The organism is Peptoniphilus sp. SGI.035, assembly GCF_050315115.1.
GTDB lineage: Bacteria > Bacillota > Clostridia > Tissierellales > Peptoniphilaceae > Peptoniphilus_A.
Window position 1 is genome coordinate 64,480 of the sequence record NZ_JBNPOJ010000007.1, and the last position, 23,487, is coordinate 87,966.

Genomic DNA, 23,487 nt, shown 5'->3' on the forward strand with positions numbered 1-23,487 from the left:
GTGATTGCTCACTCCCTTAGCTACTTCCATATTATGTTCAACACTTCGTTTCCTTCACAGAATACTGAATCTATATATTTCTCCATCAATTCTCTGGTAAGTTTAGTGTTGTCTATTACTTCTTTTTCTTCTTTTGCTTTTAGTATTTTTTCTTTTATTGCTTGTATTTCTTCATCTATCGAATTTTTAGAGTCAATGAATTTTTGTCTATTCATCTTGCCTAATTTATACTTTTCAAAATTTTGCATTTTCTTAGCTTCAAGATCTTCGATAGATTTTTCCATAGGTTTAACTTTTACTTTTTCATTCTTGATTGGATCTTCTAGACCATATTTTTCTTTTATTGCTTCAAACACTTGTTCTTCAAGGCTTCCTGCTCTTGAGTTCTTATGTTTTACATTATTACACTTACATATCCTACAAGAAAAATATGTGTGAACTCTTATAGTTCCATCTTTTCGTTTTCTTTTTGATTGAATACACCCTAGAATGTGATTACAAGTTGGACATTTTGCAAAACCTTGTAGTGGAGATTTCTTTCTCCATTCATAATCGGTATTTTTACCTTTCATAAATAGATTCTTCTCTTTAATCTTCTGAACTTTTTCAAAGTCTTCTTTAGATATAATAGCTTCATGGTTATTTTCAACTCTTCCCCATTCTTCTTTTGGTTTGAATTTAAAAGAAGATGGATTTAATACTGACTTATCTTGCATATTGAAAGTGTAAGTTCCAGTATAATTTTCATTTGCTAATACATCTATTACATTGCCATTAGTCCAAGTTGGTCTAGGCTTTTTTGCAGTTCTAATTATTGAATATTCGAAATCAAGATTTGTTAATTCGCTCTTCCTTTTTGATGGTGTTGGAATTTTTTCTTCATTTAATATCTTAGCTATATTTCTTGAAGATATACCATCAAGTGCAAGTTTGAATATCTTCTTTACTATCCAGGCTGTTTCTTCGTCAACTATGATTTTATGTCTATCATTAGGATCTTTCATATATCCCAATGGTGGACTCCAAGCTAAAAACTTTCCTTGTTTTTTAAGTGTGGTCATAGAAGACTTTACTTTCTCAGAAATATCTTTTGTGTAGAAATCATATAATAGTCCCTTGAATTGAATATCTAAATCTGTTCCATTTCCTTTTTCTTTGTCACTATCATAACCATCATTTATGGCGATAAACCTTACTCCTAGGAATGGAAATATATTTTCAAGATAATCTCCAAGTGTTATATAATCTCTCATAAATCTGGACAAGTCTTTTACAATTATCGTCTGGATATTATTTTTCTTTACATCTTCCAGCATTCTTTGAAAGGCTGGTCTATTTTCATTTGTTCCAGAATATCCATCATCGACATATTCTTCTCTTGTGAAGTTCTTAAATTCTTCATTCTTGTCGAGATAATCGTTTAGATATGCTCTTTGGTTTATGATACTTTCACTCTCATCAGTCTTTATCATATCTTCAACGGATAATCTAATATAAAGAGCAACCTTACTCATCGTCTGTTCCTCCTACCAAATTATCTATATTGAATTTAAAGGCTATTTCAAATTCGTGTTTATCATAAACTATTATTTTTTCGATTAAGCTATGGATTAAATCTCCAGGTAGCTTTTCCAAATTCTTTGAAGCATATAAATCATTTATCCATTTTGTTGATTTTAATCTTTCTTTTTTAAGTTTTGATATATTAACTTCAATTGCTGAAATCTCATTATCAAATGTATCCATATGACTTTGAGCTATCTCTCTTTTTAATAGATATTCATCTCTATCAATCTTGCCTAGACTATATTCTTCATAGGCTCTTTGAATGATATTTTCTTCATTTAGATTTTTTCTTTTAAGATTTTCAATGTCTTTCTTAAAAGTATCTATTGCGTTATTAAATCTAGCTTTAATTCGGTTAACAAATTTTGTCTTGCTAGTTGTCTTCATAATAAACTCAGAAATCTTATCACTAATAGCCTGATCCAAATCTCTTTCCATAATGAATACTGATTTTTCAGGCTTTATACTTCCACTAAATCTCTCATTCTGAAATGAATAGTAAAGTCTATCTTTATTTTTACCATAGATACGAGTTCTTCTATTAAGTTCTTTGCCAGTATTATTATTAATTACAAGACCTTTAAATCTGTTCTCATAGTCCCTATTTTCAAAATTGTGCATTGGCGAACTGAAAACATGATTTTTCTTTCTTTCTTGTCTTTCTCGTAAGATTCTTTCGTGAACTTCCTTAGAAATGATTGCTTCATGTGCATTCTCACAAATTATATACTGACTTTCGTCTACAAAATGTTGCTTAATGCCTTTTGCTAGATTTTGTTGCTTAACTCCTTGTACTAAAGTCCCCGTATAAGCTGGGTTTGTAAGCATTTTTGAAATTGTCCCTTTATTCCATTCAGGATCATCATCTTGTCTGTAAACTCTCCCAGTTTTATAGTAAATCATTCCAGGAGCATAGCCTTTTTCATTAAAATGCTTTGCGACTTCATATTGGCTTTTGCCTTGAAGAGTCAAATCAAACATCTCTTCCACAATAAATCTAACATTTTCATCAATTACAAGTTTTTGACCTTCTTTAGATTTTTTAATCTTGTACCCGTAAGGTGGAACAGATCCAATAAAGTATCCGTTTCTTGCTCTATTGTGTTTTGAGGTCTTTATCTTAACTGAAATATCCTTAGCATACATATCGTTGATAATATTTTTAAGAGTAACCTCAAAAGATTTCTTTGAATCTGTTTCTTTGACTGTGTCTAATTTATCATTAACTGAAATAAATCTAACACCTAAAAATGGAAAAACTTTATCAATCAATCTTCCCATTTCGAGATATTCTCTTCCAAGTCTTGATAAATCTCTGATAATAATACAATTGATTCTTCTATCTCTAATATCTTGCATCATATTCTGAAATGATGGTCTTTCAAAGTTTGTCCCACTATATTCATAGTCAGTGTAAACTTCTAAAACATCTATATTTTCTTTTAATGCATATTCTTTACAAGACAGTATTTGAGTTTCTATTGAGTATGATTTTTCTCTCCACTCTTCTGTTCTTTCGTTAGATAGTCTTGTATAAATTCCGGCCTTAAAGACTTTTCTTTCTGTCTTTTCATTTTTCTTTTCAATATATCTTTTGGAAGTTCTTGCCATTATAAAACACCTCCAGCTAATTGCATTGGAGTCTTATTTTCAAGAGAATTTCCAAAGACCTTATTTATTGAAATCAAATTTTTCTTTACTTCGGACTTACTTTCACTTTCTTCTTTTATAAGGGTCTTCAGTAAGTTAACTGTTTCCAAATTATTAAAGACAAAATTAATCTCATTATTTTCTCCAATTTCAATTCTATCTATAAAAGATACAATTGTTAGTCTATTTAGGCTGCTTAAATCAGTGGGAACAATTTTGGAAACCAAACTGTCCTTGTTTTTCATCTTTTCTTGCAAGCTAGCAAGTATATTTTTCTTTGTAGCAATTTGTTTCTCTATTTCCCTGATCTTAATAAGATAATTTTTTCTGAACCTTTCAAACTCTTCAGAAGTTATAAGTTCATCTTCTAAGTCCATATATAAAGATTGTCTAAGTCTTTCATACTTTCTCTTTTCTGAGTTTAAGCTTTCAAAGTCAATATTAAATGTAACTTTTGATACATCTAACTTATTAACTTGACTTAGTAATTCATTATATTTCTTTAAATAATCTTTAAGTGCAAAAAGAGTCATATCCAGTAGATAGTCTTCTTTTATACTATGTCTTGTGCAATCCCCTTTGTTATTATAGTGAGAACAAATATAAAAAATATTATATCCATTCTTGGACTTAACCTTTCTTCTAACCATTGAAGATCCACAATCTTTGCAATAAAGCATTCCTGATAAAATATGTGGTATATCTGCTGATTGTTTTACATCTCGGAGCATCATCTTATTAGCCAAAGCATAAATGCTTTTTGAAATAATAGGCTTATGAGAGTCGTTTATTACAATCCAATCTTCTTCATTTACTTCTACTTCTCTCTTAGACTTGTAATTTAGTTTTCTAGTTTTCCCTTGTTCAAGTACTCCTATATAGACCTTGTTTGTAATAATCCTATTGACCATTTTTGCGTCCCATTTAGAGTCTTTAACAATAAAACCAGTAGTATGATTATCACCAGAATTTTCTTTATGCTTAGATGGTGTTACACAACCTATGCTATTTAAAAAATCTGCAATAGCCTTAGACGAATAACCGTCTATCTTCATATTGAAGATTCTTTCAATTATATGCGAAACTTCTGTATCAACGACTAACTTATGTTTGTTTTTGCTATCTTTCTTATAACCAAAAGGAGCAAATGCACCAATAAATTCACCATTTTTTCTTTTAATTTCTTTTGAAGATTTAACCTTCATAGAAATATCCCTACAATAAGAATCATTAATAAAGTTTCTTATAGGAAGAATTAGGTGTGTATCGCTTACATCTGCATTTTCACTGTCATAATTATCGTTTACGGATATAAACCTTATACCTTTTTCTGGAAATATCTTTTGTAGATATTTTCCTGATTCGATATAATCTCTCCCAAAACGGGATAAGTCCTTCACAATAATTGTTTTGAACTTCTTTTCTTCAAGATCTTGAATCATCTTCTTAAATTTTGGTCTGTCAAAATTAGATCCTGAAAAGCCATCGTCTACATATTCAGCAACAACTTTAAAATCATTGTCCCTTGCATATGATTTGATAATCTGTCTTTGATTTGAAATAGAATTACTTTCTGTGCTATCTCCATCCTCTCTCGATAAACGAAGATACATACAAGCAAATTTTTCCATCACAAAACCTCCTTAATTTGTATTTGGGCAAATAGTCATTAAGGAGTTCTTCTACCACTTATATTTTACCGCACCCAAGTTTTTAAGTCAGCACCCCAGCTTATAGTCTTATACAAGCTCTACATAAATAAAGTTCTACAATATCTAGTAAGTCGAGGGACTCTTTATCACTTTGAGTGTAAGTAATTTTTTTAGAATAATCTTCTTTTGATATTTGCTCTTTAGGTTTACATTTCTTCTTTTCTTTTGTATTCATAGGTTTTACCTCACAATATAAAATTAAAGTTTTTTGACATTGACAAGTGCCTTGGATTAGCAACATAGGAATCTCACCTCCGCCTCTATTCAGGATGAGCCGGCTTCAACCTTAGAAGTATCATTATCCTCACTTTCTTCATAGCGAATAGGGTATCCCTCCCTATATTCAAACTCTTACTTATCGCTCCCTTTCTTCTTCCCTTGCTTTTAGCTTAGCAGTACTTGTTTTGCCGAATTATTCAGCAGAAAGATCTTGGCGGATAGGTTATTACGCTCCAAAAATGATTAATGTCTTGTCTTGGTCTATTCAATTGTTAAGGTTCAAAATTTATCGAGAGCTATTAATCTTTTTAAAATTTGACCATCAGAAAATACTTATCTTGATGAAACAAAATTGTTTAAAATTACCCTCTTATACTTAACAGTGAAAAGAAGTCTTTCTTGGTAACCAATTTTCAAAAATAAATTTGGTTAAATGAAAAGGTCCAATTCCCACTGTATAAGTAACAGTGAAAATTAGACCTTCTTGGCAACTGTCATCTAAAAGTTTTCCAACATTTCCTTTAGTTTTTCTAAGACTTTATTACGCCTTTTTATAACGGCTGGATGAGAAATATTCAGTTTAGCAGCTACTTCTCTAATTGTTTTTTCTTTATAAAAAAGACTTTCTATCAAATCCCTTTCAACAGGGTTGAGTTTAGAAATAGCTCTTCTTACTTCTTCAATCATTTCCTTTGTTTCGATAATTTTTTCAACATCAAATTCCAGATCTTCTAAATTTTCTTCAAAATTACCATCATGATTATAGGAACAAAAAAAGAAACAGTTATTTAACCTGTCTCTTCTCATTTGATATTTTTCTTTATTCAATTCACTATGATAAGCAAGATATACTTCCTTGCTAACAACTACTTTCTTTCCTTCTACAAATAAATAATATTCTTTGTCCATTAATTTTTCCTCCTTGTTGACATGAATTTCTTTTGTTTGAAAATAAAATTCACACAAGGAGGGCTTCTAATTCTATGCATATATTCTCCTGGGCATAAAAAAAGACCGAAAGAAAATAAATTCTTTCAGTCAATAAATGCCAATATTAAATTTAGGTGCAGATCACCCATCATGGATATTATATATGCACTTAAGTACACATAAAATTCGTATATGGTACTTTTTTCATTCGGAAATAGTACGCAATAAGTTCGTCATAAATTAATTTCTTAGATGTTCATTATTTCTTCAATGCTACGACCGTCTTCAAGTTGGCTAATAGCAGTCGGTAAAGTATATCCCCAAATTATTACACCAACCAATGCAATTGCTTCCTTTTTTCTTTGATAATAAACAGTTCTCTCTAAAGATACGCTTCTCATACAAGCTTCATCAGTAATCTTTTTTTCAGCAATGTAGTAGTTATAAATAATCTTATGATAGATTTCTCCATATTCTGGATAAACTTTTAGCCTAACACAAGCATCATAAATTATTAAAAGCATAAGCTTACTATCCATTACATTGGAAACTCTATTATTAAACTTTTCTTCAACTTTTTCTGGAGCAAATGTAGAAAGATACAAGTAAGCAGATTCTGAAGTTGACCCATAGTTTTCTTTACTCTCAAACATCATAAAATTTGCCCTGCTATCTACTGCCCAGGTAACTTGTCTATATAAACTTAAAATAAGTTTTGCAGCTGAACTAATTTCTTCAAATTTCAAGTTGCTATCTGCATACATGTTCATTATATTCTTTAAAGTTTTACTTATTCTCAATCTAATCACCCCAATACAACTTATTTACAAACTTGAATGTTTGTGCTATAATATGAATATAAGTTCAGTTTGTATTATATCTCAAATTGAAAAATAATTCAAGCACTATTGTTCGTATTAAAAGTTATAAATGCACATTAGTACAGGAGGTTAAAGTTATGGCTTTTGCGGATAGATTAAAGGAATTTCGTGAAAAAGAAAAGTTAAGTCAAGCAGATTTTGCAAAAATGATAGGAATAAGTACAAGAACTCTTGTACATTATGAAGACGGAGAAAGATACCCAAGAGATGTCGAGGTTTACAAAAAAATAGCTGAAGTTATGGACTGTGATTACAATTATCTTCTAGAAGATAGTGACGAATTTTTAAATCGAGTTTATAACATGGGTGGCAAAAGAGAATTAGAAAAAGCTAGAGCATTAACAGAAGGTCTAAGTTCTTTATTTGCAGGTGGAGAAATATCTGATGAAGATAAAGATGCTGCTTTTGAAGCTATTACTCGTGCTTATTGGGAGGCTAAAAGAGAAAACAAGAAATACGGTCGTAAGAAAAAAGATTAGGTGATTTTATGAGCATGAATCGCTATATATATGATAAGGTTAATCGACTTATAAAAAAATATAAGACACGAGATCCTATCGAATTAATAGAAGCTTTGAATATTAACCTAGTATATCTACCTGAAACAAAAATACTTTTAGGAATGTACCATTATATTCAAAGAAACAGATTTATTTTTATCAGTAGCAACACAAATTTTAATAGAAAAACTATATTAGCACATGAATTAGGTCACGATCAACTTCACAGAGATTATTGTATGAGTGGCGGAGCTTTTCATGACCAAACAGTATTAAACCCAACAAACAAATTTGAAACTGAAGCAAATATTTTTGCAGCTCATTTATTAATTAGTGATGAAGATGTCTTCGATAATATTAATGATCAAGTTTGTGATTATGAAATCGCTGGAAAGTTAGGTGTAGATATAAATTTACTAAATCTAAAAATTTCTGAGTTGGCAAAAATGGGCAAGTTTAATAAACCAATTAATGTTAATACACCTCAGGGAGATTTTCTCAAAAACTATCGTCCTGAACATGATGACTATTATTAGGAGACTCTATGGGAATTTTTATTGCAGGATATATTTTATTAATCCTTTCTGGAATAGTTTTCTACTATCTCATCTCTACCTACTCTGTAAAAATCTCAGCATTTTTGATTGATTTTATAGTTGTAGGTTTAGGATTTTATATATCCATAAAAGATAAACTAGATATCAAATTAGCTATTCCCATTTCAATTACAGTAGTAATAATTTATGGAATATTGCTAGTTTTAATAAATCAAAAGCTACCAAGGATTAGTAAACTTTTAAACTATATAATTGCTTTTATAGGATCATCAGTCGCCCTATGGTTGGCATTAGATTTTATAACAAGCACACTAACCGCTTTTAAGATAATCGGTCAAACTTATCATCAATTACCAATAACAAAAAGTATGATGATAAATTCCTTTATACATTATGTAATTGTATTCTTGATTAGTATTCCAGTGTTTAAAGGTAGAATGAAATTTATACTTGGAGAAACTAATGAGTAAGTGAAATACATTAAATTTTTGAAACAATTTTGACAGTTTTTAAATTCTATTTATTGTTATAATCTCTTTATGAGGAATAAACTAAAAGAAAAACTTAGGAGATTATATGATTGACTTAGACAAGGTAAAAGAAAAATTGACTGACAAAAATATTAAAAATTATATAGAAACATATTTGGATATTTCAAGCCAGTTTGAAGATTTTGAAGATGAATGGCTAGATGGTAAAATAGAAGAAAAATATTATAATCAAATTCTTGATATGCACGATTATTTAGCTGGTTATATTGCAAATTACTTCATTCAAAATTATTACATTAAGGATAATAAACATGGTTAAACAAGATTGGGAATTATTGAAAGAAATTAGAAAAGTTAAAAAGTTGAGTGAGGAAAAACAACAAGAATATTGGACTAATAAATTTGATAAATTAGATTCATCAGATGATTTTAAAATTAGAAATTCTTTTAAAACACTTAAAGAAGGAAACTATATTACCGTATTCTGGGCAGACAATATCCCTTATCACTTAAATCTTACAAATAAAGGAATCTCTTATAATCATTTTATTTCCAAGATAAGAAGTCATGATTTTATAATGAAGTGGATATTTGGTATAATTGCTACAGTTATTGGAGCTATTATAATTTCAAAATTAGGTTTTTAGATATAAAATTAAATACACGCTTAACGCTTATAACTTTAATAGCAAGCACAGTAAGTGAGTACCCACTTACGAAAAATTGATGAAGCAGAACCTTTATGGACTGCTTCTTTTTTTATCAATTTTACCTTGTTAGGGAGAATCCTAAGACCCCAATAATTTATGATAAGGAGATATACTATGGATAATAGAAAAAGAAATAATCAACTAAAAATATATTTAACAGATGAAGAAAAAGAAGTTTTTGAAAAGAAAATGAAACTTGCAAATTGCAAAACTATGTCCCACTTTCTTAGAAAGTGTGTATTGGAAAAAGAGATTTATGTTGTAGATTTAGAGCCATTTAGAAACTTACAATGGCTACTTTCGAATGCAACAAATAATATAAACCAGATTGCAAAAGCAACTAATACAACTGGTGTTATTTACAAAAATGAAATTGAATCAATGAATAAGCAGATAGAAAAATTATCAAGAGAAATATGGCAGATCCATTCCCTACTTCTTAATAAATCAAAAGAAAGTTCTGGTGATTAGTATGGCAATTACAAAGATACATCCTATAAAATCAACTCTAAATTTGGCAATAGATTACATTACTAAGAGTGAAAAAACTGATGAAAAAATCTTAGTATCTTCATTCAAATGTCATCCATCTACTGCTCATATACAATTTATGAAAACACGAGAAGATAATGATACTAAAGGTACAGTTTTGGCTAGACATTTAATTCAATCTTTTCTACCAGGAGAGGTTAATCCTATAAAAGCTCACGAGATAGGAATGGAATTATGTAAGAAAATTTTAAAAGAAGATTATGAGTTTGTTCTTGCAACTCATATAGATAGAGGGCATATCCACAACCATATTATTTTTAATAATGTTAATTACAAGACTGGTAAATGCTACCAATCCAACAAAAAATCTTACCACAAAATCAGGTATCAAAGTGACGAATTATGTAAAGAAAATAAGCTTTCAGTCATTGATAAATATTATGAAGCTTACAAAAGAAAATATAAAACTGCTGGTAAGTCTTGGTACGAATATGACCAAAACAAGAAAGGAAATTCCTGGAAATCTAAACTGCAATTTGATATAGATAGAATAATTAATAAGTCTAAATCGTGGGAAGAGTTTTTAGAAAATATGAAGTCTCTTGATTATGAAATTAAGTTTGGTAAACATATTGCTTTTCGTCATAAAGATAAGCAAAGATTTACAAGAGCTAAGACTATCGGGGAAGATTATACCGAAGAAAAAATCAAAGAAAGAATAGATTTAGCTATTAAAAACAAAGCTAATCCTACTAAAAAGCGTGTAGGAAATGTTATTGATATATCTACTAATAAAAAAGCTCAATCCTCTAAAGGTTACGAAGTCTGGGCAAGAAAACATAATATAAAAACAATGGCTGATTCAATAATTAAATTAAGAGAACAAGGAATCAATTCAATTACTCAACTCGATGACCTGATCAAAAAATCTGCTGATGATAGACAAGACTTGTTGGATAAAATAAAGAAAATTGAAATTGAAATGAAGAGTTTATCTCAAGATATGGAAAATATTAATACTATAAATAAGTATCGTGAAATCTATAAATACCATAAGAAAAATCCTGATGATAAGCAATTTACAGAAGAATATTATAGTGAACTTTCCGTCTATAAAATAGCCGCTAAAGAAATTTTAGTTAACTATAAAAAACTACCAAACACAAAAGAAATACTAACCAAACTCGATAAATTGCAAGAAGAAAAGAACACCCTTATGCAAGAGTATTCTTTGAATAAAGAACAATTTTCTGACCTTGTTCAATATAGGAAAAACTATGAAAATTATTATGGAAAAGAGGTTGAAAGATAAGATATAATTTTTATTAATTATTTTGCTTCATTCCAAAATTTCATAACTTCTCTTATATCAATGTAATCTATATTGATTTGAATATCCTTTAACATCGGATCAAATTTCTCATTCATTTTAAAATTTATATCCGATTTTCTAACATTGCTAGGAGATATCAACGATGTGTATATCTCGCTAATATCATCGTAATAATTTTTCAAAAACAAATAATAGCATATTTGCTTATAATCAATATCTAATGGTTTATAATATTTAGCGTCTAGTATATACAGCCTATTATCTATAATGGATACACAATCTGGCTCCATTTTTTGATCTGGATGAATTTCATTAGGATAATAGGTTCTCTTTTTAAAATTATTTTCTTGCCCATCTCCACTTAGGTCTAAAAACTTATTATTTATTCCTATCAACTTTTTATTTACATATAAGGTTACCATATCTTCCCATATTTTAGCGAAATTATAATGCTTTAGATAGTAACTTCCTCCAATATTTATACTTTTAAAAAAATCAATTAGAGAGTCTATCAATTTATTTGTTATATCGTTAAAACTTGTAGATTTAATTATGAATAGTTCTCTAATAACCTGATCTTTATAGTTAATAAAATTTTTATTATCTGTTTGCAGCCCTAAACTGCCAAGTCCTAGCAAGTTTCCAAATTTCTTTATTGTATATTCTAATACATATGACATACAATCCGATATAAAAGTCGATCTCCTAGATGTTTTTTTATAATATAGTGGAGTAAAGAAAATATTATCATCTATAATATATTTCTGAGATTTTTTAATTATATTTCTCCAACTTAAACGTCCAGACTTTTGGATTGTTATATCATCTTTATATTCTACATATAAGCCATAATTCAAATAATAGTCATAAACTTCAAAAAAAGAGGAAAATGGATAATTACTATCAAAAATTTCTTTGGAATCTTTTCCAAAATATAATTCTGGTCTTCTCTGCATATGTTTATAAATTGTCTTCATCAATGTTTTAGTATCATCCTTAATAGACTTAACTTCGTAACTGTATGGTAAAAAAACAAACATATTATTATCTTTATCAACATCTACGCCGACAAAATTTATTCTTTGTAGATCCATTTTAGTTTTTTCATCATAGACTGTTGTTGTGTCTCTTTTATTAATTTTTAAACCTAGATTTTTTAAATAATCTACATCAATAAAGTCTTTTTCATTGTAAAAATGGACCATATAGCACCTCTTATTGCTTATATTTATAAATAACCAAACTTGTCCTTATCCTTAATCAAATAATTAGATATGAAATTATCAGAGAACACCTGATCATTTTCATATTTAATATACAAATCATCAAAATTCGATATGTCATCTCTAAATAGTTTTATATCTGAAAAACCTGCTACACCATGAATATCTTGCCACAAATATAATAGTAGTTTATTTTTAATGATTTTTATTATATTTTTTTGTGCTGATTGATAGTACGGATCTCCTGGTGAATTGGATGCATTAATATCCTTTGCGTCGAATTTAATGAAAAATTGACCAATTTGCTTATCTTCATTTAGACCCAATCCATTACTTTTATCAGTTATAAATCTGTTTAAAGACCAGTAAAATGACTGCCAGTTCATTTCAAAATCACCTAAAGAATACTTTATTGATAATAATGGATTGTTTAATTTTTTATCAATTGTTCCAGGTACGGTTTCTGCAGGTCTTGGTGATACATAAATCCAATCAAATCTTCTTTTAAAAGCAGTATCCATTGGAAATACATTTTGATCGTTTGTGTTTACACTACATAAAATATTAAAATTGCTAGGAAACACAAGTTGATCATCCGTAATTTGAGGTATGTGAGATGTAATATTTTCATTTCTAATAGGATATTCACTTTCAAACTTTTCATTTCTGTCTAATAATTGAAATATATCGCCAAAGATAGCAGAAACATTACCTCTTGATAATTCTTCTAAAACCAAATATACATCTTTCGATAAATCTTCATATGCTTTCATCAATGCCAAGGTTAGTACTCCCGGAAAAAACTTAAAGCCAGTACCATTAGAATCCTTGTAAGGTAATAATTGCCCAATAAAATCAAGATAACTATACTCTGGATGTATAACTACTCTAAAGATTTGACTATTGGGTATATTGGCTAATTGTTTATTTATTTCAAAACTTTTACCTGTGCCTGGAGCACCAAAATATATTTTTTGATCAAACATCAAAATACTCCTTCCCCTTTTTTAGCTTCTCTAAATATTCGAATAATATTTGAGTTCTTTTAAATTTACTTTGATTTGTAATCTCATTAGAATACTTATTGTTAAAATCATTAATTAAAGATAAGTCCACCATTAAATTAGAATTTATTGCTAATAAAGTCAATCCTAAAGCTCTTATCCAATAAAACTTTTCATTACTGCCTTTTACTTTATACTCTCCATCTACCTTTTCAAGTCCGGTATTAAATCTATCTAATTTCAATACAAAATCGTTTTTAATGCTATTGTACTCATATATATCATCAAGATTACTTCCGTGAAAAATTTTGTCAAAACTTTTAAAGTTTTCTATTACTACAGAATCATCCATCCACTCATTAAAAATATTGACAATTTCAATTCCAAATAACTTCATTAGATACAGCTCTTGTAACAAATAAGAAGCCTTGATCTCTGTAGCTATTAGATTAATTAAATATATCGGCTTATTTGAAACCTTGAAGTTTGGACTATCAAGACTGTCATTTATAATTGTAATCAATTCTGGAAAAATAGTTTGCGAGAATAATGCACTCCTCGAAACCTCTTCATTATTAGATATAAAAATATATCCAAATATTTTATAATAGAATTCCCCTTTATCAAGTTTTAGTATAGGTAGATCCATTTTCACAACATTAATATCAATAATATCCAGAATAAGTCCAAAAAATTTTCCAGAATCTTTTAAACCTGATGTTGCTTTAACATCACCATATTCTATTGATTTAATGTTTAACTTAAAATTATATTCATTTATTTTGTCCACAATCCTATTTTCAATATTAAAAGAATTGTTATTTTTATATATTGGATGTTTATAAAACAAATCTGGAAAAGTTTTATCATTTAGATATAATATTCTTTCCATATGATAACCTCCTAATAGTTTGTAACCAAAACCTCTTTCCTCGGATATTTTATTCCAGTCTGACCAATACTATGAACAGAATATCCATGACTCTTTATCCATTCTATTAATATGTTATGAACTTTTCCATTATGTTCCACTACATTGGATAGCATAAATTTTCTACCTGACTGATCAATATGATTTAAAAAATCTAGCAATTTTGATTCTTCATCTGAATCCCAACCTTTAAAACCTCTTTTCCCATCATTATACTCAGCTTTGGTAATAAAATAAGGAGGATCAAAATAAAAAACAGTATCAAGCGGATAGTCTTCAATGTCTATATCCTCATATGATTTATTTAGTAATTCTATGTCTTTAGTTTTAGGAATAAAGCCTAGAATTCTTTCTTTTATACTTTCACAATATTCATTATTACCAACTGGTGTGTTCATTTCATATGAATTATTAAACCTAATCATATTTTGAAAAGCATAAATCTGCAATACAAATAAATTTAAAGGGGATTTATCTTGTTTGTTATAATGATCTCTAAATTTTATATATTCATCCTTATGTTTTTTCTTTAAATTAAACTTTTTAACTGTTTGTTCAATGTCAGAAATTAAAGCTTCTGGTTCAGATTCTAAAAGCATTTTTATTATCGAATAAATAAAAGGATTATATTCATTATAAATAACCTTATCCATGGCTTGAATATTAGCGCCAATGTTAAATGCTCCACCCATAGCATCTACAAAAACAGATACATGATTAGGTAGATACTTAAATATTTTATCAGCCACTTTATCTTTGCTGCCTGAATAATTCAATGGTGACTTATTTATGGTAAAATCTTTTTCAAAATAAATAATACACTCTTTAAGACTTTTACCATTTCCCTTCATGCTTAAATTATTAGTAGCATATTCTCTATAGTGAACTTTTTCAACATATACTTTATTGTTTTTAGCAAATTTAGAAGCCAAATTTACCATTTCATCAATACTTAGAATCGATTGATTGCTATAGCTTACCAAAATATGTTTGAATTTTATCTGTCTAAAAAGATCCTCAAAAGCATATATGGCATTAGTTTTATTTGAATAGTCTGAAAGCTCTCTTTTTTTTCTTCTTCCAGTTTTCCCAAATATTTCTGGATAATCATACTTAGCAATTGTCTCTATTAGATGATATGAATTAGTATATTGATTAATTGTATAGGGAGGATCTAGGTAAGCAATATCTCCTTCAATCTCCCTAACTAATTTATTAGTGTTTTCACAAAATATAGTGTTATCTTTTATTTCTTCAACACTATTTAGTTCTAGAGATGTTAATTCAAATTCCTTTAAAGACCTAGATTCCCAAAATTTTAAAAATGCCTGATACGTTCCTGTTGTGTTTGATACTTTCATTACGCTTTCAAAAAGAGAGGCTAAAAGAAAGCAGTATTCTGAATAATCTATATCACCATCTTTATAGAATTCTTCTATATCTAATCTCATTCCATCTATCTTAATTGCATTTGATTCGGTAAGGTACATCCTATTTCCAACTGGAGTGTAATTGTTATAAATATAAAAATTTTTACCTGGTCTATAACTTCTATTATTTAAGTATATAAATGGATCTTCATCGTATTTATTTATAAATGATGAAAATTTAGGTGCTGTAGCATTTAATAATTTTGCCTCAGCTATAATTTTAGAAAAATACATATAGTCATTAGCGATTATTTTATATTTATCTTTAAAGTAATCTCCTACAGAACAAGTTCCTGAAAACAAGTCAGCAAAAACTTCACCTTCTATATTGTGTTTTTCTATAACTTCTTCTATAAACCATGTTAGTTTTTCTTTGTTTCCAAGGTACCTCATAATTTCTTCTCACTTTTAATATAATTATATTCAATAATATCTCCAATATCACATTGAAAATACTCACAAATCTTTCCTAATGTTTCCAAACTTACATTTTCGTCTCTTCCCATTTTTGCTATTGTCTTGGGTGTAGTTGCTATTGCACATTGTAAGTCTGTTTTTTTCATATTTTTATCTATTAATAACTTCCATAATTTATTATATGAAAATCCCATATCATTCTCCAATTCTATATTTTACCTTTCTAAATGTATAGATTAACTACCTAATTATAGCATATAACACAGATTCCTTTCAATTATATGATTTACTTCGTTAAAGTGATCAAAAAAATAAAGGCAGTCCGAAGACTGCCGATATTTATCTCTCTGTATCTTTGCTATGATCTTTCTTATTTGATTTAGTTTTATCATCTGTCTTAAAGCTTTTTATTTGCCCTAATATAGACTTTTTATCCTTGTCTTGACTCTTTACTTGTTCTTTTGCTTTTAAGAGCTTAGAAGACAAAATACGGACATTCTTATGTTCCTTTCCGTTGTTGTCAATGCTTGTTTTTACTTGTCCGAATATTTTAACAAAATCTCCTTGTTTTAGGTTCTCTAAATCTTTTGTCTTATCTCCATAAGCTGAACAATTGGTATAAACTTTATTTCCATCGTCATCTTTTGAAACAAGAGAAAAATTACTTACTTTGAATTTTTCTCCATTTGCGTTTTCTCTTTCAAGATTTTCTACTTTTCCAGCTATATTGCCAACGAGATTTATAAGATCATCTTTTGCTTCAATATCACTGACATTTTCAACAATCTTACCTTGTTCTTTCATATCATCAATCATATAGTCAAAGTCATCACTTAGTAGACCCGTTGTGTCATTGTTCATATATAAAACATAGACTTCTTCAAGTGCCTTTTCATCATTAACACCTTTTTCTATGCTCACAAGTGCTTTTATAAAATCCTTGTAATTATCATTCATCATTTCTTCTAAGTTTTCTCTAATATCTTTATATTCCATATTGTCCTCCTTGTACTAAATAAGGAGAGCCTTTCGCTCTCCTCTATCTTTCTTGTGCTTTTTCGTTTTTTTCTTGATTTTTATCTTTTTCTTCTTCCGATTTGAATTTTGATATTTGTCCCAATATTGATGGTTTCTCTTCCCTTGCGTGAAGATTATCCTCTACATCATAAGTTGATTCAAAGTAATCACTATCTTTAAAATCATTGTCATACCTATCTGGTATTCCATCATTGTCAAGATCTTTTGCTAGTGGATCATAGAAGTTTCCATCATCATCTATTTCTAATCCTAGGGCTTGTTTTAAATCTTCTTCATCTACTGATACCAGATCATCAAAACTTGACATCTTTATGGCTTCAGTCATATCTTTAAGAGCTTGTGAATTAGATATATCTTCTTCTACAAAAGATTCTGTTCTAATAGCAATATTATCTACATACTGAGTCCATGTTTTTTCTTCCAAATTTATCTCATATTGAATAGAGTGCTTACCATCAGGTGTTTCTGTATAGGCAAGTCCTATATGGCTTAAATCAGGGTATAGTTTGTCAAAGTCTTCATAGCCATTAGATTCTGAAAACTCGTAGTTAGAATAATCAACTATCGCCCTTTTAAAATCTTCTAATAGTGGTGATTGGTTTTCTAGTTCTTCTACTTCTCCCATATCTAAAAGTTTATTAATCTCAGCTAGTCTTAGTGTCTTATCCCTTAACTCATCAGCTTTTTCAAATGGTTTAGTTAATTCCACTTTGGCATTTTCTAATGATTCTTTATAGTTTTCAAGGTTTTGATTTAATCTTTCAAGTCTTGAAGGCATTTTTTCAATAGCATTATCAAGTCTTGTTATATTCCCATCAGTAGAGTTTGAAAACTCTCCAAAATATTCTGCTTTTCCTAGAAGTTTAAAGGTATGAGTATTATTCATAAAGTTATATGAAACTTGTAAGTCTAAATTTCTATATTTACCAATAACCTTGCTATCATTTATCTTTACCTTTTTTATTTCTTCTAATAGCTTTTCTCCAGCTTCTTTCTTATCTAAAATTTTATTTGTCCCAAGACTGATTGAAGTGAATTTGCTATCTCCTTCTCCTAATTTCTCAACACTTGCAATATCTTCTTTAACTGCTTGTATTTCCATTTCAGTTTTTAAAATACTTTGAGGATAAATTTTATTTACCTTATCTTCAAGCTTATATTTATTAGACTTATAGTTTGCTTCAAGCATTTTTAGTTTTGTAACTTCGTTATCTAAATCCATCTTTTCTTTAATTAGAGGATTACCAGTCGCTAAAGCCTTAATTTCTGAATAAGATAGGCTTGCCTCATCAACATCTTCCGCAACCCTTACTGGAGTTTTTGAAGTCATAATTTGAGAAATGAATTTTTGCTTATTTTCTATTGTCTGCCATAAATAGGCATCAAATGTATTTTCTGTTACATATCTAAAGATATTTACCTTATCATTTTCATTACCTTGACGAACAATTCTACCACTTCTTTGCTCTAGGTCAGACGGTCTCCATGGGACATCTAAATCATGTAAGGCTATTAGTTTATTTTGTACATTTGTACCTGCTCCCATTTTTTGAGTAGATCCTAATAAGACTCTTACTTCTCCTCTTCTTACCTTGGAGAACAATTCGTCTTTTTGTTTGTCTGTATCAGCTTCGTGGATAAAGGCTATTTCTTCTTTTGGTATTCCCATATTTACTAGCTTATTTCTAATATCATCATAGATATTAAATTCTCCATCTCCTTTTGGTGTAGACATATCTGAAAATACTAATTGGGTCGATGATTTTTCTTTTGTCTTATCCCAGATCGAAAAGATATTTTTAACGCATACATTTACCTTTGAATTAGGATCATCGGGAAGTAGTGGATTTATTAATCTTTGGTCAAGGGCAAGTTTTTTACCATCATTTGTAATCTTTAACATATTATCTTCTGTTGGCTCGACTTGGTTATTTCTAACTGCGTCAGCTCTTTCTGAAATAGCTTCTAATATTTCTTTTTGTTCCTCAGTAGGTTTTGTTTTAATAACTTCAAAATTTGCTTCTGGCACTGGCAAATTTAACATATCTGAGGTCTTTATATCTGCTACTTCTTTAAACATGCTCATCAGTTCAGGCAAGTTATAAAACTTTGAAAATCTTGTCTTTTGCCTATATCCAGTGCCTTCTGGAGATAATTCAAAGGTGTTTTCTGTTTCTCCAAAAGTAGAAGCCCAGGCGTCAAAATGTTCTAATCCTCTTGCTTTTAAATCGTCATATTGAAGATATCTTTGCATGGTATAAAGCTCTGTCATTGAATTTGATATTGGTGTACCAGTAGCAAATACAACACCCTTTCCATCTGTCATTTCGTCCATATACCTACATTTCATATACATATCCGAAGACTTAAATGCTTCACTTTGACCGATACCCGCAACATTTCTCATCTTTGTATGCAAGAATAGGTTTTTGTAATTATGAGCTTCGTCTATAAATAACTTATCTACTCCTAGTTCTTCAAAGGTTATTACATCATCTTTTTTAAAGTCATCATTTAATTTTTCAAGTCTTACCAAGAGTTTCTTCTTTGTCTTTTCTAGTTGTTTTACTGTGAAATTTTCTCCTCTATTTCTTTTATTCTCGTCAATAAAGGAAACTATATCATCTATTTGGTCTTGTATATGCCTTACCTGGTATTCCTTGGACATAGGTATTTTTTCAAATTGAGAGTGTCCTATGATGACCGCATCATATTCTCCCGTTGCAATCCTACCAATAAATCTTTTTCTATTTTTGGGTTGAAAGTCTTTTTTATCGGCCACCATAATATTTGCTGACGGATATAATTGCATAAACTCTCTACCAATTTGAGTAGTTAGATGGTTAGGAACTACAAATAATGACTTACTTGCAAGTCCCAACTTTTTAGATTCCATAGCAGAAGCTACCATTTCAAAAGTTTTTCCTGCTCCTACTACATGGGCAAGTAGTGTATTTCCACCATAAAGAGTCCTTGCTATGGCGTTTTTCTGATGTTCTCGTAGTCTGATTTCAGTATTCATTCCATCAAAAGTTAAGTTAGAACCATCAAATTCTCTATTTCTAATTGAGTTAAATTTTTCATTATAAATCTTCTCTAGCCTATATCTTCTATCAGGATCATCAAATATCCAATTCTTAAATTCTTCTTTAATCAGTTCTTGCTTTTGACTTGCAAGCATAGTTTCTTTTTTATTCAATACAGAAGTCTTAGAACCATCATCATTTATTACTTGGTCAAATACCTTCGTATCTTTTAGATTAAGGGCATTTTCAATTAGCTTATAGGCATTCACCCTACTTGTACCATAAGTCATGTTAGCAAGGTCATTAGTTGAGTCAACACTTTTACCTTCAATATTCCATTCACTTGTATGTGGTGAGAACCTAACATTTATATTCCACCTATCATAACCTGGTGTTTTTAAAAGATTAAAAGTAAAGTCTTCTATATCTTTTTGAGGTATCCAAGTTGCTCCTAACCTTACATTTATATCAGAGGCAGTGAGTTCTTCAGGCATAACTTCTTGTAATTTTTCTCTTTGATATTTGAGTTTGCCTAACTCGTTTAATAATGTGTCTTTCTTTTCAGAAGGTGCTAAATCTATTACATTTTCAATTTCTCCGATATATGAATTGAGGTAGCCAATTTTTTCTCTAATATTGCCACTTAAATATTCATCAGCCGATACATATGAAAAATGAAATGGATCGTCATTGTCAAAGTTTTCAAAGGGCATTCTGTTATTTATTAGGTCTGTATCCTTAATATCTAAAAATATTTCGCCCTCAAGTTCACCAATTAAAGTATTCCTATCTTTACTTGTGATAGATTCCATATATTCAAAATCTACATATCCCTTTTGTGAAACTGATAAGACTAAGGCTTCAAGGGAAGTATCTACATGGTCTACTACTTTTGCCTTTGTGATTGTTCTTTTTGAAAATATATCACTCTTAGCTTTGAAATTATCCTCATCATCAAGTATTTCTATTGATGAAACCAGTGGAAAGTTTGAGTCTTCCTTTAAGGCTCTAGTATTTGATAAGGAGTTAATAAAGCCATGTTTCTTTGAAAAGTTATCATAGACTTCATTTAACTTTGCTTGTGATTCTTTTATTTCTTCATCAGAAAAATCGTCCTTTTGTTTTTCTATTACATCTTTTAAAGCATTCATTACATCAAGATAATCTTTTATCTTTTCTTTATTTTTATCTGATATATTCTGCTTGATTAAGACTGAGTTTTCTCTTAGGTAGACTTCTTCGTCAATAATAGTGTAAGAAAAATTCTTAACATCGTCTGTTGCTGGAAGACTTAATTCTTCATCTTCCAAGAGTTCGACCTCTTCATATTTTGAATTTGAAGATATTTCCTTACTTGCAAGATCCATTAAATCCTTTAGATTTTCATCTTCTTTTGCATCACAAGTGATGGTATTACCAAATCTACCAGATACTTCTTTCATATCCCCTAATACCATTTGAGGATTATCTACAAAGTATTTATTATAAGTCAAACCCTTTTTATCAGTTGATAGGTGTATCCAATCATCATCTCTTTCTATAACTGAATCTCTCTTCTTTAAGAAAATAATATCTGAAGTAACCTCTGTACCAGCAAGTCCTTTAAATGTTGTATTAGGAAGCCTCATAGCTCCTAAAAACTCACATCTTGCATTAATATATTTTCTAACAGATTCATCTTTTTTATCCATAGTTCCAGATGATGTTATGAAGGCGATAATTCCTCCATTCCTAACCTTATCTATTGACTTTGCAAAAAAATAATCGTGAATCAGAAAGTTATTTCTGTTATATTCACGATCGTTAACTTTAAAATCTCCAAAGGGAACATTTCCTATTACCAAGTCAAAGAAATTATTTGAGAAGTTTGTTTCTTCAAAGCCTTTAATTTGAATGTTAGCTTCAGGATAAAGTTCTCTTGCTATTCTTCCGCTTAGGCTATCTTTTTCTACTCCATAGACTTTAGACGCTTTCATTTCATTTGACATATTACCAATGAAGTTACCAACCCCTGCAGACGGTTCAAGGATATTCCCAGTCTTAAAACCCATATCTGTTAGAGTCTTATATATTCCATCCATTACCTCTCTAGGTGTATAAAATGATGTTAGAGTGGACTCTTTAGCATTCAAATACTCTTCATTCGTTAAATTTTCTTTTAAAATATTTCTTGCTTCAAGCCATTGACCTCCTTTTTCTTCATCAAAGACATCAGCAAGACCACCCCAACCCAAATAATCAGCCAGATATGCTTGTTCATACTCTCTTGGACTCCTATTTTCATTTTCAAGTCTTTTTAGCATTTTAATAGCTTTTATATTTTTATCTAGCTTTTCTGATGGTGTAAGGTATTCTGAGTAGATATGATTTTTTAAGTCATAATTTCTAGCAAAACTTAGTCTTTCCTTATTAGGTTCATAGCCTAGATTCTTTAAATCTTCTTTTCCCCTCAATAAGTTTTCGGCTGCTTCCCTAGGGACATTGTATCTATCCATCATTTGGTCAATTTCAGGATTATGGTTATCAATAAAGCTTTCTTGTTCTACTTGTCTTTCAATTTGTTTTTCATGCTCAGATAACTTATATATCTCATAATTTCCACTATCTAAAAGGTCATCAATCTTTCTACTTTCTTCAAACGTTTCTCCCTTATATAAGGGGATTTCTTCTCCATTAACTTCCACCTTAGTTCCTGTTTCAATTAAGTTAATTCCATCAAAGGTATTCTCATCTTCTAAAATAAATTCTTTTCCAACTTTTACTGCTAGTTTTTCTGATGTTTGACTTAGATTTTCAAAGATTTCTTCAAGGTATGAATCATTTCTATATGGAATTACTTCCGAACCCCTAATCATACCTCCCATATATTCCATATTATCTCTAATGGTTACAGTTTTAAGTCCTCCACTTAGTTCATCAAAATCTGTAATTGTAAAGTCCTTATCTTTATATCTAACCTGATCCCCTATCTTAAATTTAGGCTCTAGCTTTTCCTTAACTTCTTCTTGTAAAGAGTTTTCCTCACTTAGTGCAACTTGTTCTTCTAAATATGAAAATTCACGCTCATTTACTTCTTCACCATCACCAAGGTCAATCCTATAATGCTCGACAACTTCACCATCTACATAGTGGTCAAAATAGAATTTGAAATACCCGATATAATCATCAGTCATTTCTCCAAATTCATTTTCTCCAAGAGTTTGATTATGGTCTTTAACATCAATATCCTTTTGTCTTAGGATATTGATTAAGTCTTTAGTTACTATCTGCCCACTATAATCAGGAACTAATTCGTGGTTTTCATTAAATTCTACAATCCAATAATCTTTTCTATTTTCATTGTTTTTGTCATCAAAAAAAGAAGCTTCATCAGCTTC

20 protein-coding genes are annotated in these 23,487 nt (G+C 29.4%); 7 read left to right on the forward strand and 13 right to left on the reverse strand.

Translation table 11 applies throughout. The features are described from left to right. Nucleotides 1–20 precede the first annotated feature (20 nt). The 6 genes from ACQRC6_RS05085 to ACQRC6_RS05110 all read right to left on the reverse strand — a co-directional run bounded on the left by ACQRC6_RS05085 (nt 21) and on the right by ACQRC6_RS05110 (nt 6,847). Nucleotides 21–1,514, reverse strand: a complete 1,494-nt coding sequence (locus tag ACQRC6_RS05085; protein WP_427848024.1) for a recombinase family protein — start codon at nt 1,512–1,514, stop codon at nt 21–23. Further along, nucleotides 1,507–3,177, reverse strand: coding sequence for a recombinase family protein (locus ACQRC6_RS05090; RefSeq protein ID WP_427848025.1), 1,671 nt, complete (start codon nt 3,175–3,177; stop codon nt 1,507–1,509). Before ACQRC6_RS05090 ends, ACQRC6_RS05085 begins: the two co-directional genes overlap by 8 nt. Continuing rightward, on the reverse strand, nt 3,177–4,847 hold the full coding sequence (locus tag ACQRC6_RS05095; RefSeq protein ID WP_427848026.1) for a recombinase family protein: 1,671 nt from the start codon (nt 4,845–4,847) through the stop codon (nt 3,177–3,179). Before ACQRC6_RS05095 ends, ACQRC6_RS05090 begins: the two co-directional genes overlap by 1 nt. A gap of 100 nt (nt 4,848–4,947) precedes the next feature. After that, a complete protein-coding gene (locus tag ACQRC6_RS05100) occupies nt 4,948–5,169 on the reverse strand; it encodes a hypothetical protein (RefSeq protein ID WP_000924586.1) in 222 nt (73 codons plus the stop codon). Nucleotides 5,170–5,645: 476 nt separating this feature from the next. Next, on the reverse strand, nt 5,646–6,056 hold the full coding sequence (locus ACQRC6_RS05105; RefSeq protein ID WP_427848027.1) for a sigma-70 family RNA polymerase sigma factor: 411 nt from the start codon (nt 6,054–6,056) through the stop codon (nt 5,646–5,648). A gap of 269 nt (nt 6,057–6,325) precedes the next feature. Next, nucleotides 6,326–6,847, reverse strand: a complete 522-nt coding sequence (locus tag ACQRC6_RS05110; protein ID WP_226323761.1) for a hypothetical protein — start codon at nt 6,845–6,847, stop codon at nt 6,326–6,328. A 188-nt stretch (nt 6,848–7,035) separates the two neighbouring features. On the opposite strand from ACQRC6_RS05110, the gene ACQRC6_RS05115 reads away from it, so the two are divergent. From ACQRC6_RS05115 to ACQRC6_RS05145, 7 genes are all read left to right on the forward strand, one after another. Then, nucleotides 7,036–7,437, forward strand: a complete 402-nt coding sequence (locus ACQRC6_RS05115) for a helix-turn-helix domain-containing protein (RefSeq protein ID WP_226323078.1) — start codon at nt 7,036–7,038, stop codon at nt 7,435–7,437. Between the two features lie 8 nt (nt 7,438–7,445). Beyond that, nucleotides 7,446–7,994, forward strand: coding sequence for an ImmA/IrrE family metallo-endopeptidase (locus ACQRC6_RS05120; RefSeq protein WP_000062396.1), 549 nt, complete (start codon nt 7,446–7,448; stop codon nt 7,992–7,994). A gap of 8 nt (nt 7,995–8,002) precedes the next feature. Next, the gene (locus ACQRC6_RS05125; protein ID WP_427848028.1) at nt 8,003–8,485 is read left to right on the forward strand and encodes a hypothetical protein; all 483 of its coding nucleotides are present in this window, start codon (nt 8,003–8,005) and stop codon (nt 8,483–8,485) included. 106 nt (nt 8,486–8,591) lie between these two features. Then, nucleotides 8,592–8,825: a hypothetical protein gene (locus ACQRC6_RS05130; RefSeq protein ID WP_279177961.1), complete on the forward strand. Its 234-nt coding sequence runs from the start codon at nt 8,592–8,594 to the stop codon at nt 8,823–8,825. Continuing rightward, nucleotides 8,818–9,153, forward strand: coding sequence for a hypothetical protein (locus tag ACQRC6_RS05135; protein WP_427848029.1), 336 nt, complete (start codon nt 8,818–8,820; stop codon nt 9,151–9,153). Before ACQRC6_RS05130 ends, ACQRC6_RS05135 begins: the two co-directional genes overlap by 8 nt. 177 nt (nt 9,154–9,330) lie before the next feature. Further along, nucleotides 9,331–9,687 (forward strand): plasmid mobilization protein, encoded by a 357-nt coding sequence (locus ACQRC6_RS05140; RefSeq protein ID WP_000370326.1) that lies wholly within the window; start codon nt 9,331–9,333, stop codon nt 9,685–9,687. A 1-nt stretch (nt 9,688) separates the two neighbouring features. Then, a complete protein-coding gene (locus ACQRC6_RS05145; protein ID WP_427848030.1) occupies nt 9,689–11,020 on the forward strand; it encodes a relaxase/mobilization nuclease domain-containing protein in 1,332 nt (443 codons plus the stop codon). Nucleotides 11,021–11,037: 17 nt separating this feature from the next. Here the strand turns inward: ACQRC6_RS05145 and ACQRC6_RS05150 are convergent, their stop codons facing one another. From ACQRC6_RS05150 to ACQRC6_RS05180, 7 genes are all read right to left on the reverse strand, one after another. Beyond that, nucleotides 11,038–12,246, reverse strand: a complete 1,209-nt coding sequence (locus ACQRC6_RS05150) for a hypothetical protein (protein WP_427848031.1) — start codon at nt 12,244–12,246, stop codon at nt 11,038–11,040. Between the two features lie 23 nt (nt 12,247–12,269). Further along, nucleotides 12,270–13,250, reverse strand: a complete 981-nt coding sequence (locus ACQRC6_RS05155; RefSeq protein ID WP_427848032.1) for an AAA family ATPase — start codon at nt 13,248–13,250, stop codon at nt 12,270–12,272. Next, the gene (locus ACQRC6_RS05160; RefSeq protein WP_073185522.1) at nt 13,243–14,160 is read right to left on the reverse strand and encodes a hypothetical protein; all 918 of its coding nucleotides are present in this window, start codon (nt 14,158–14,160) and stop codon (nt 13,243–13,245) included. Before ACQRC6_RS05160 ends, ACQRC6_RS05155 begins: the two co-directional genes overlap by 8 nt. 11 nt (nt 14,161–14,171) lie before the next feature. After that, nucleotides 14,172–16,022 carry a Dam family site-specific DNA-(adenine-N6)-methyltransferase gene (locus ACQRC6_RS05165; protein ID WP_427848033.1) on the reverse strand — a complete coding sequence of 617 codons (1,851 nt, stop codon included), beginning with the start codon at nt 16,020–16,022 and terminating at the stop codon, nt 14,172–14,174. Next, nucleotides 16,019–16,240, reverse strand: a complete 222-nt coding sequence (locus ACQRC6_RS05170; protein WP_073185519.1) for a helix-turn-helix domain-containing protein — start codon at nt 16,238–16,240, stop codon at nt 16,019–16,021. The genes ACQRC6_RS05165 and ACQRC6_RS05170 overlap by 4 nt, the downstream gene beginning before the upstream one ends. Nucleotides 16,241–16,385: 145 nt before the next feature. Next, nucleotides 16,386–17,042, reverse strand: coding sequence for a DNA-binding protein (locus ACQRC6_RS05175; protein WP_073185517.1), 657 nt, complete (start codon nt 17,040–17,042; stop codon nt 16,386–16,388). Between the two features lie 43 nt (nt 17,043–17,085). Continuing rightward, nucleotides 17,086–23,283, reverse strand: a complete 6,198-nt coding sequence (locus ACQRC6_RS05180) for a helicase-related protein (protein ID WP_427848043.1) — start codon at nt 23,281–23,283, stop codon at nt 17,086–17,088. Nucleotides 23,284–23,487: the final 204 nt, after the last annotated feature.

Coding starts and splice junctions, on each gene's coding strand:
- ACQRC6_RS05085 (WP_427848024.1), bottom strand. CDS start 1,514: ATGAGTAAGGTTGCTCTTTATATTAGATTATCCGTTGAAGATATGATA.
- ACQRC6_RS05090 (WP_427848025.1), bottom strand. CDS start 3,177: ATGGCAAGAACTTCCAAAAGATATATTGAAAAGAAAAATGAAAAGACA.
- ACQRC6_RS05095 (WP_427848026.1), bottom strand. CDS start 4,847: ATGGAAAAATTTGCTTGTATGTATCTTCGTTTATCGAGAGAGGATGGA.
- ACQRC6_RS05100 (WP_000924586.1), bottom strand. CDS start 5,169: ATGTTGCTAATCCAAGGCACTTGTCAATGTCAAAAAACTTTAATTTTA.
- ACQRC6_RS05105 (WP_427848027.1), bottom strand. CDS start 6,056: ATGGACAAAGAATATTATTTATTTGTAGAAGGAAAGAAAGTAGTTGTT.
- ACQRC6_RS05110 (WP_226323761.1), bottom strand. CDS start 6,847: ATGAACATGTATGCAGATAGCAACTTGAAATTTGAAGAAATTAGTTCA.
- ACQRC6_RS05115 (WP_226323078.1), top strand. CDS start 7,036: ATGGCTTTTGCGGATAGATTAAAGGAATTTCGTGAAAAAGAAAAGTTA.
- ACQRC6_RS05120 (WP_000062396.1), top strand. CDS start 7,446: ATGAGCATGAATCGCTATATATATGATAAGGTTAATCGACTTATAAAA.
- ACQRC6_RS05125 (WP_427848028.1), top strand. CDS start 8,003: ATGGGAATTTTTATTGCAGGATATATTTTATTAATCCTTTCTGGAATA.
- ACQRC6_RS05130 (WP_279177961.1), top strand. CDS start 8,592: ATGATTGACTTAGACAAGGTAAAAGAAAAATTGACTGACAAAAATATT.
- ACQRC6_RS05135 (WP_427848029.1), top strand. CDS start 8,818: ATGGTTAAACAAGATTGGGAATTATTGAAAGAAATTAGAAAAGTTAAA.
- ACQRC6_RS05140 (WP_000370326.1), top strand. CDS start 9,331: ATGGATAATAGAAAAAGAAATAATCAACTAAAAATATATTTAACAGAT.
- ACQRC6_RS05145 (WP_427848030.1), top strand. CDS start 9,689: ATGGCAATTACAAAGATACATCCTATAAAATCAACTCTAAATTTGGCA.
- ACQRC6_RS05150 (WP_427848031.1), bottom strand. CDS start 12,246: ATGGTCCATTTTTACAATGAAAAAGACTTTATTGATGTAGATTATTTA.
- ACQRC6_RS05155 (WP_427848032.1), bottom strand. CDS start 13,250: ATGTTTGATCAAAAAATATATTTTGGTGCTCCAGGCACAGGTAAAAGT.
- ACQRC6_RS05160 (WP_073185522.1), bottom strand. CDS start 14,160: ATGGAAAGAATATTATATCTAAATGATAAAACTTTTCCAGATTTGTTT.
- ACQRC6_RS05165 (WP_427848033.1), bottom strand. CDS start 16,022: ATGAGGTACCTTGGAAACAAAGAAAAACTAACATGGTTTATAGAAGAA.
- ACQRC6_RS05170 (WP_073185519.1), bottom strand. CDS start 16,240: ATGGGATTTTCATATAATAAATTATGGAAGTTATTAATAGATAAAAAT.
- ACQRC6_RS05175 (WP_073185517.1), bottom strand. CDS start 17,042: ATGGAATATAAAGATATTAGAGAAAACTTAGAAGAAATGATGAATGAT.
- ACQRC6_RS05180 (WP_427848043.1), bottom strand. CDS start 23,283: ATGACTGATGATTATATCGGGTATTTCAAATTCTATTTTGACCACTAT.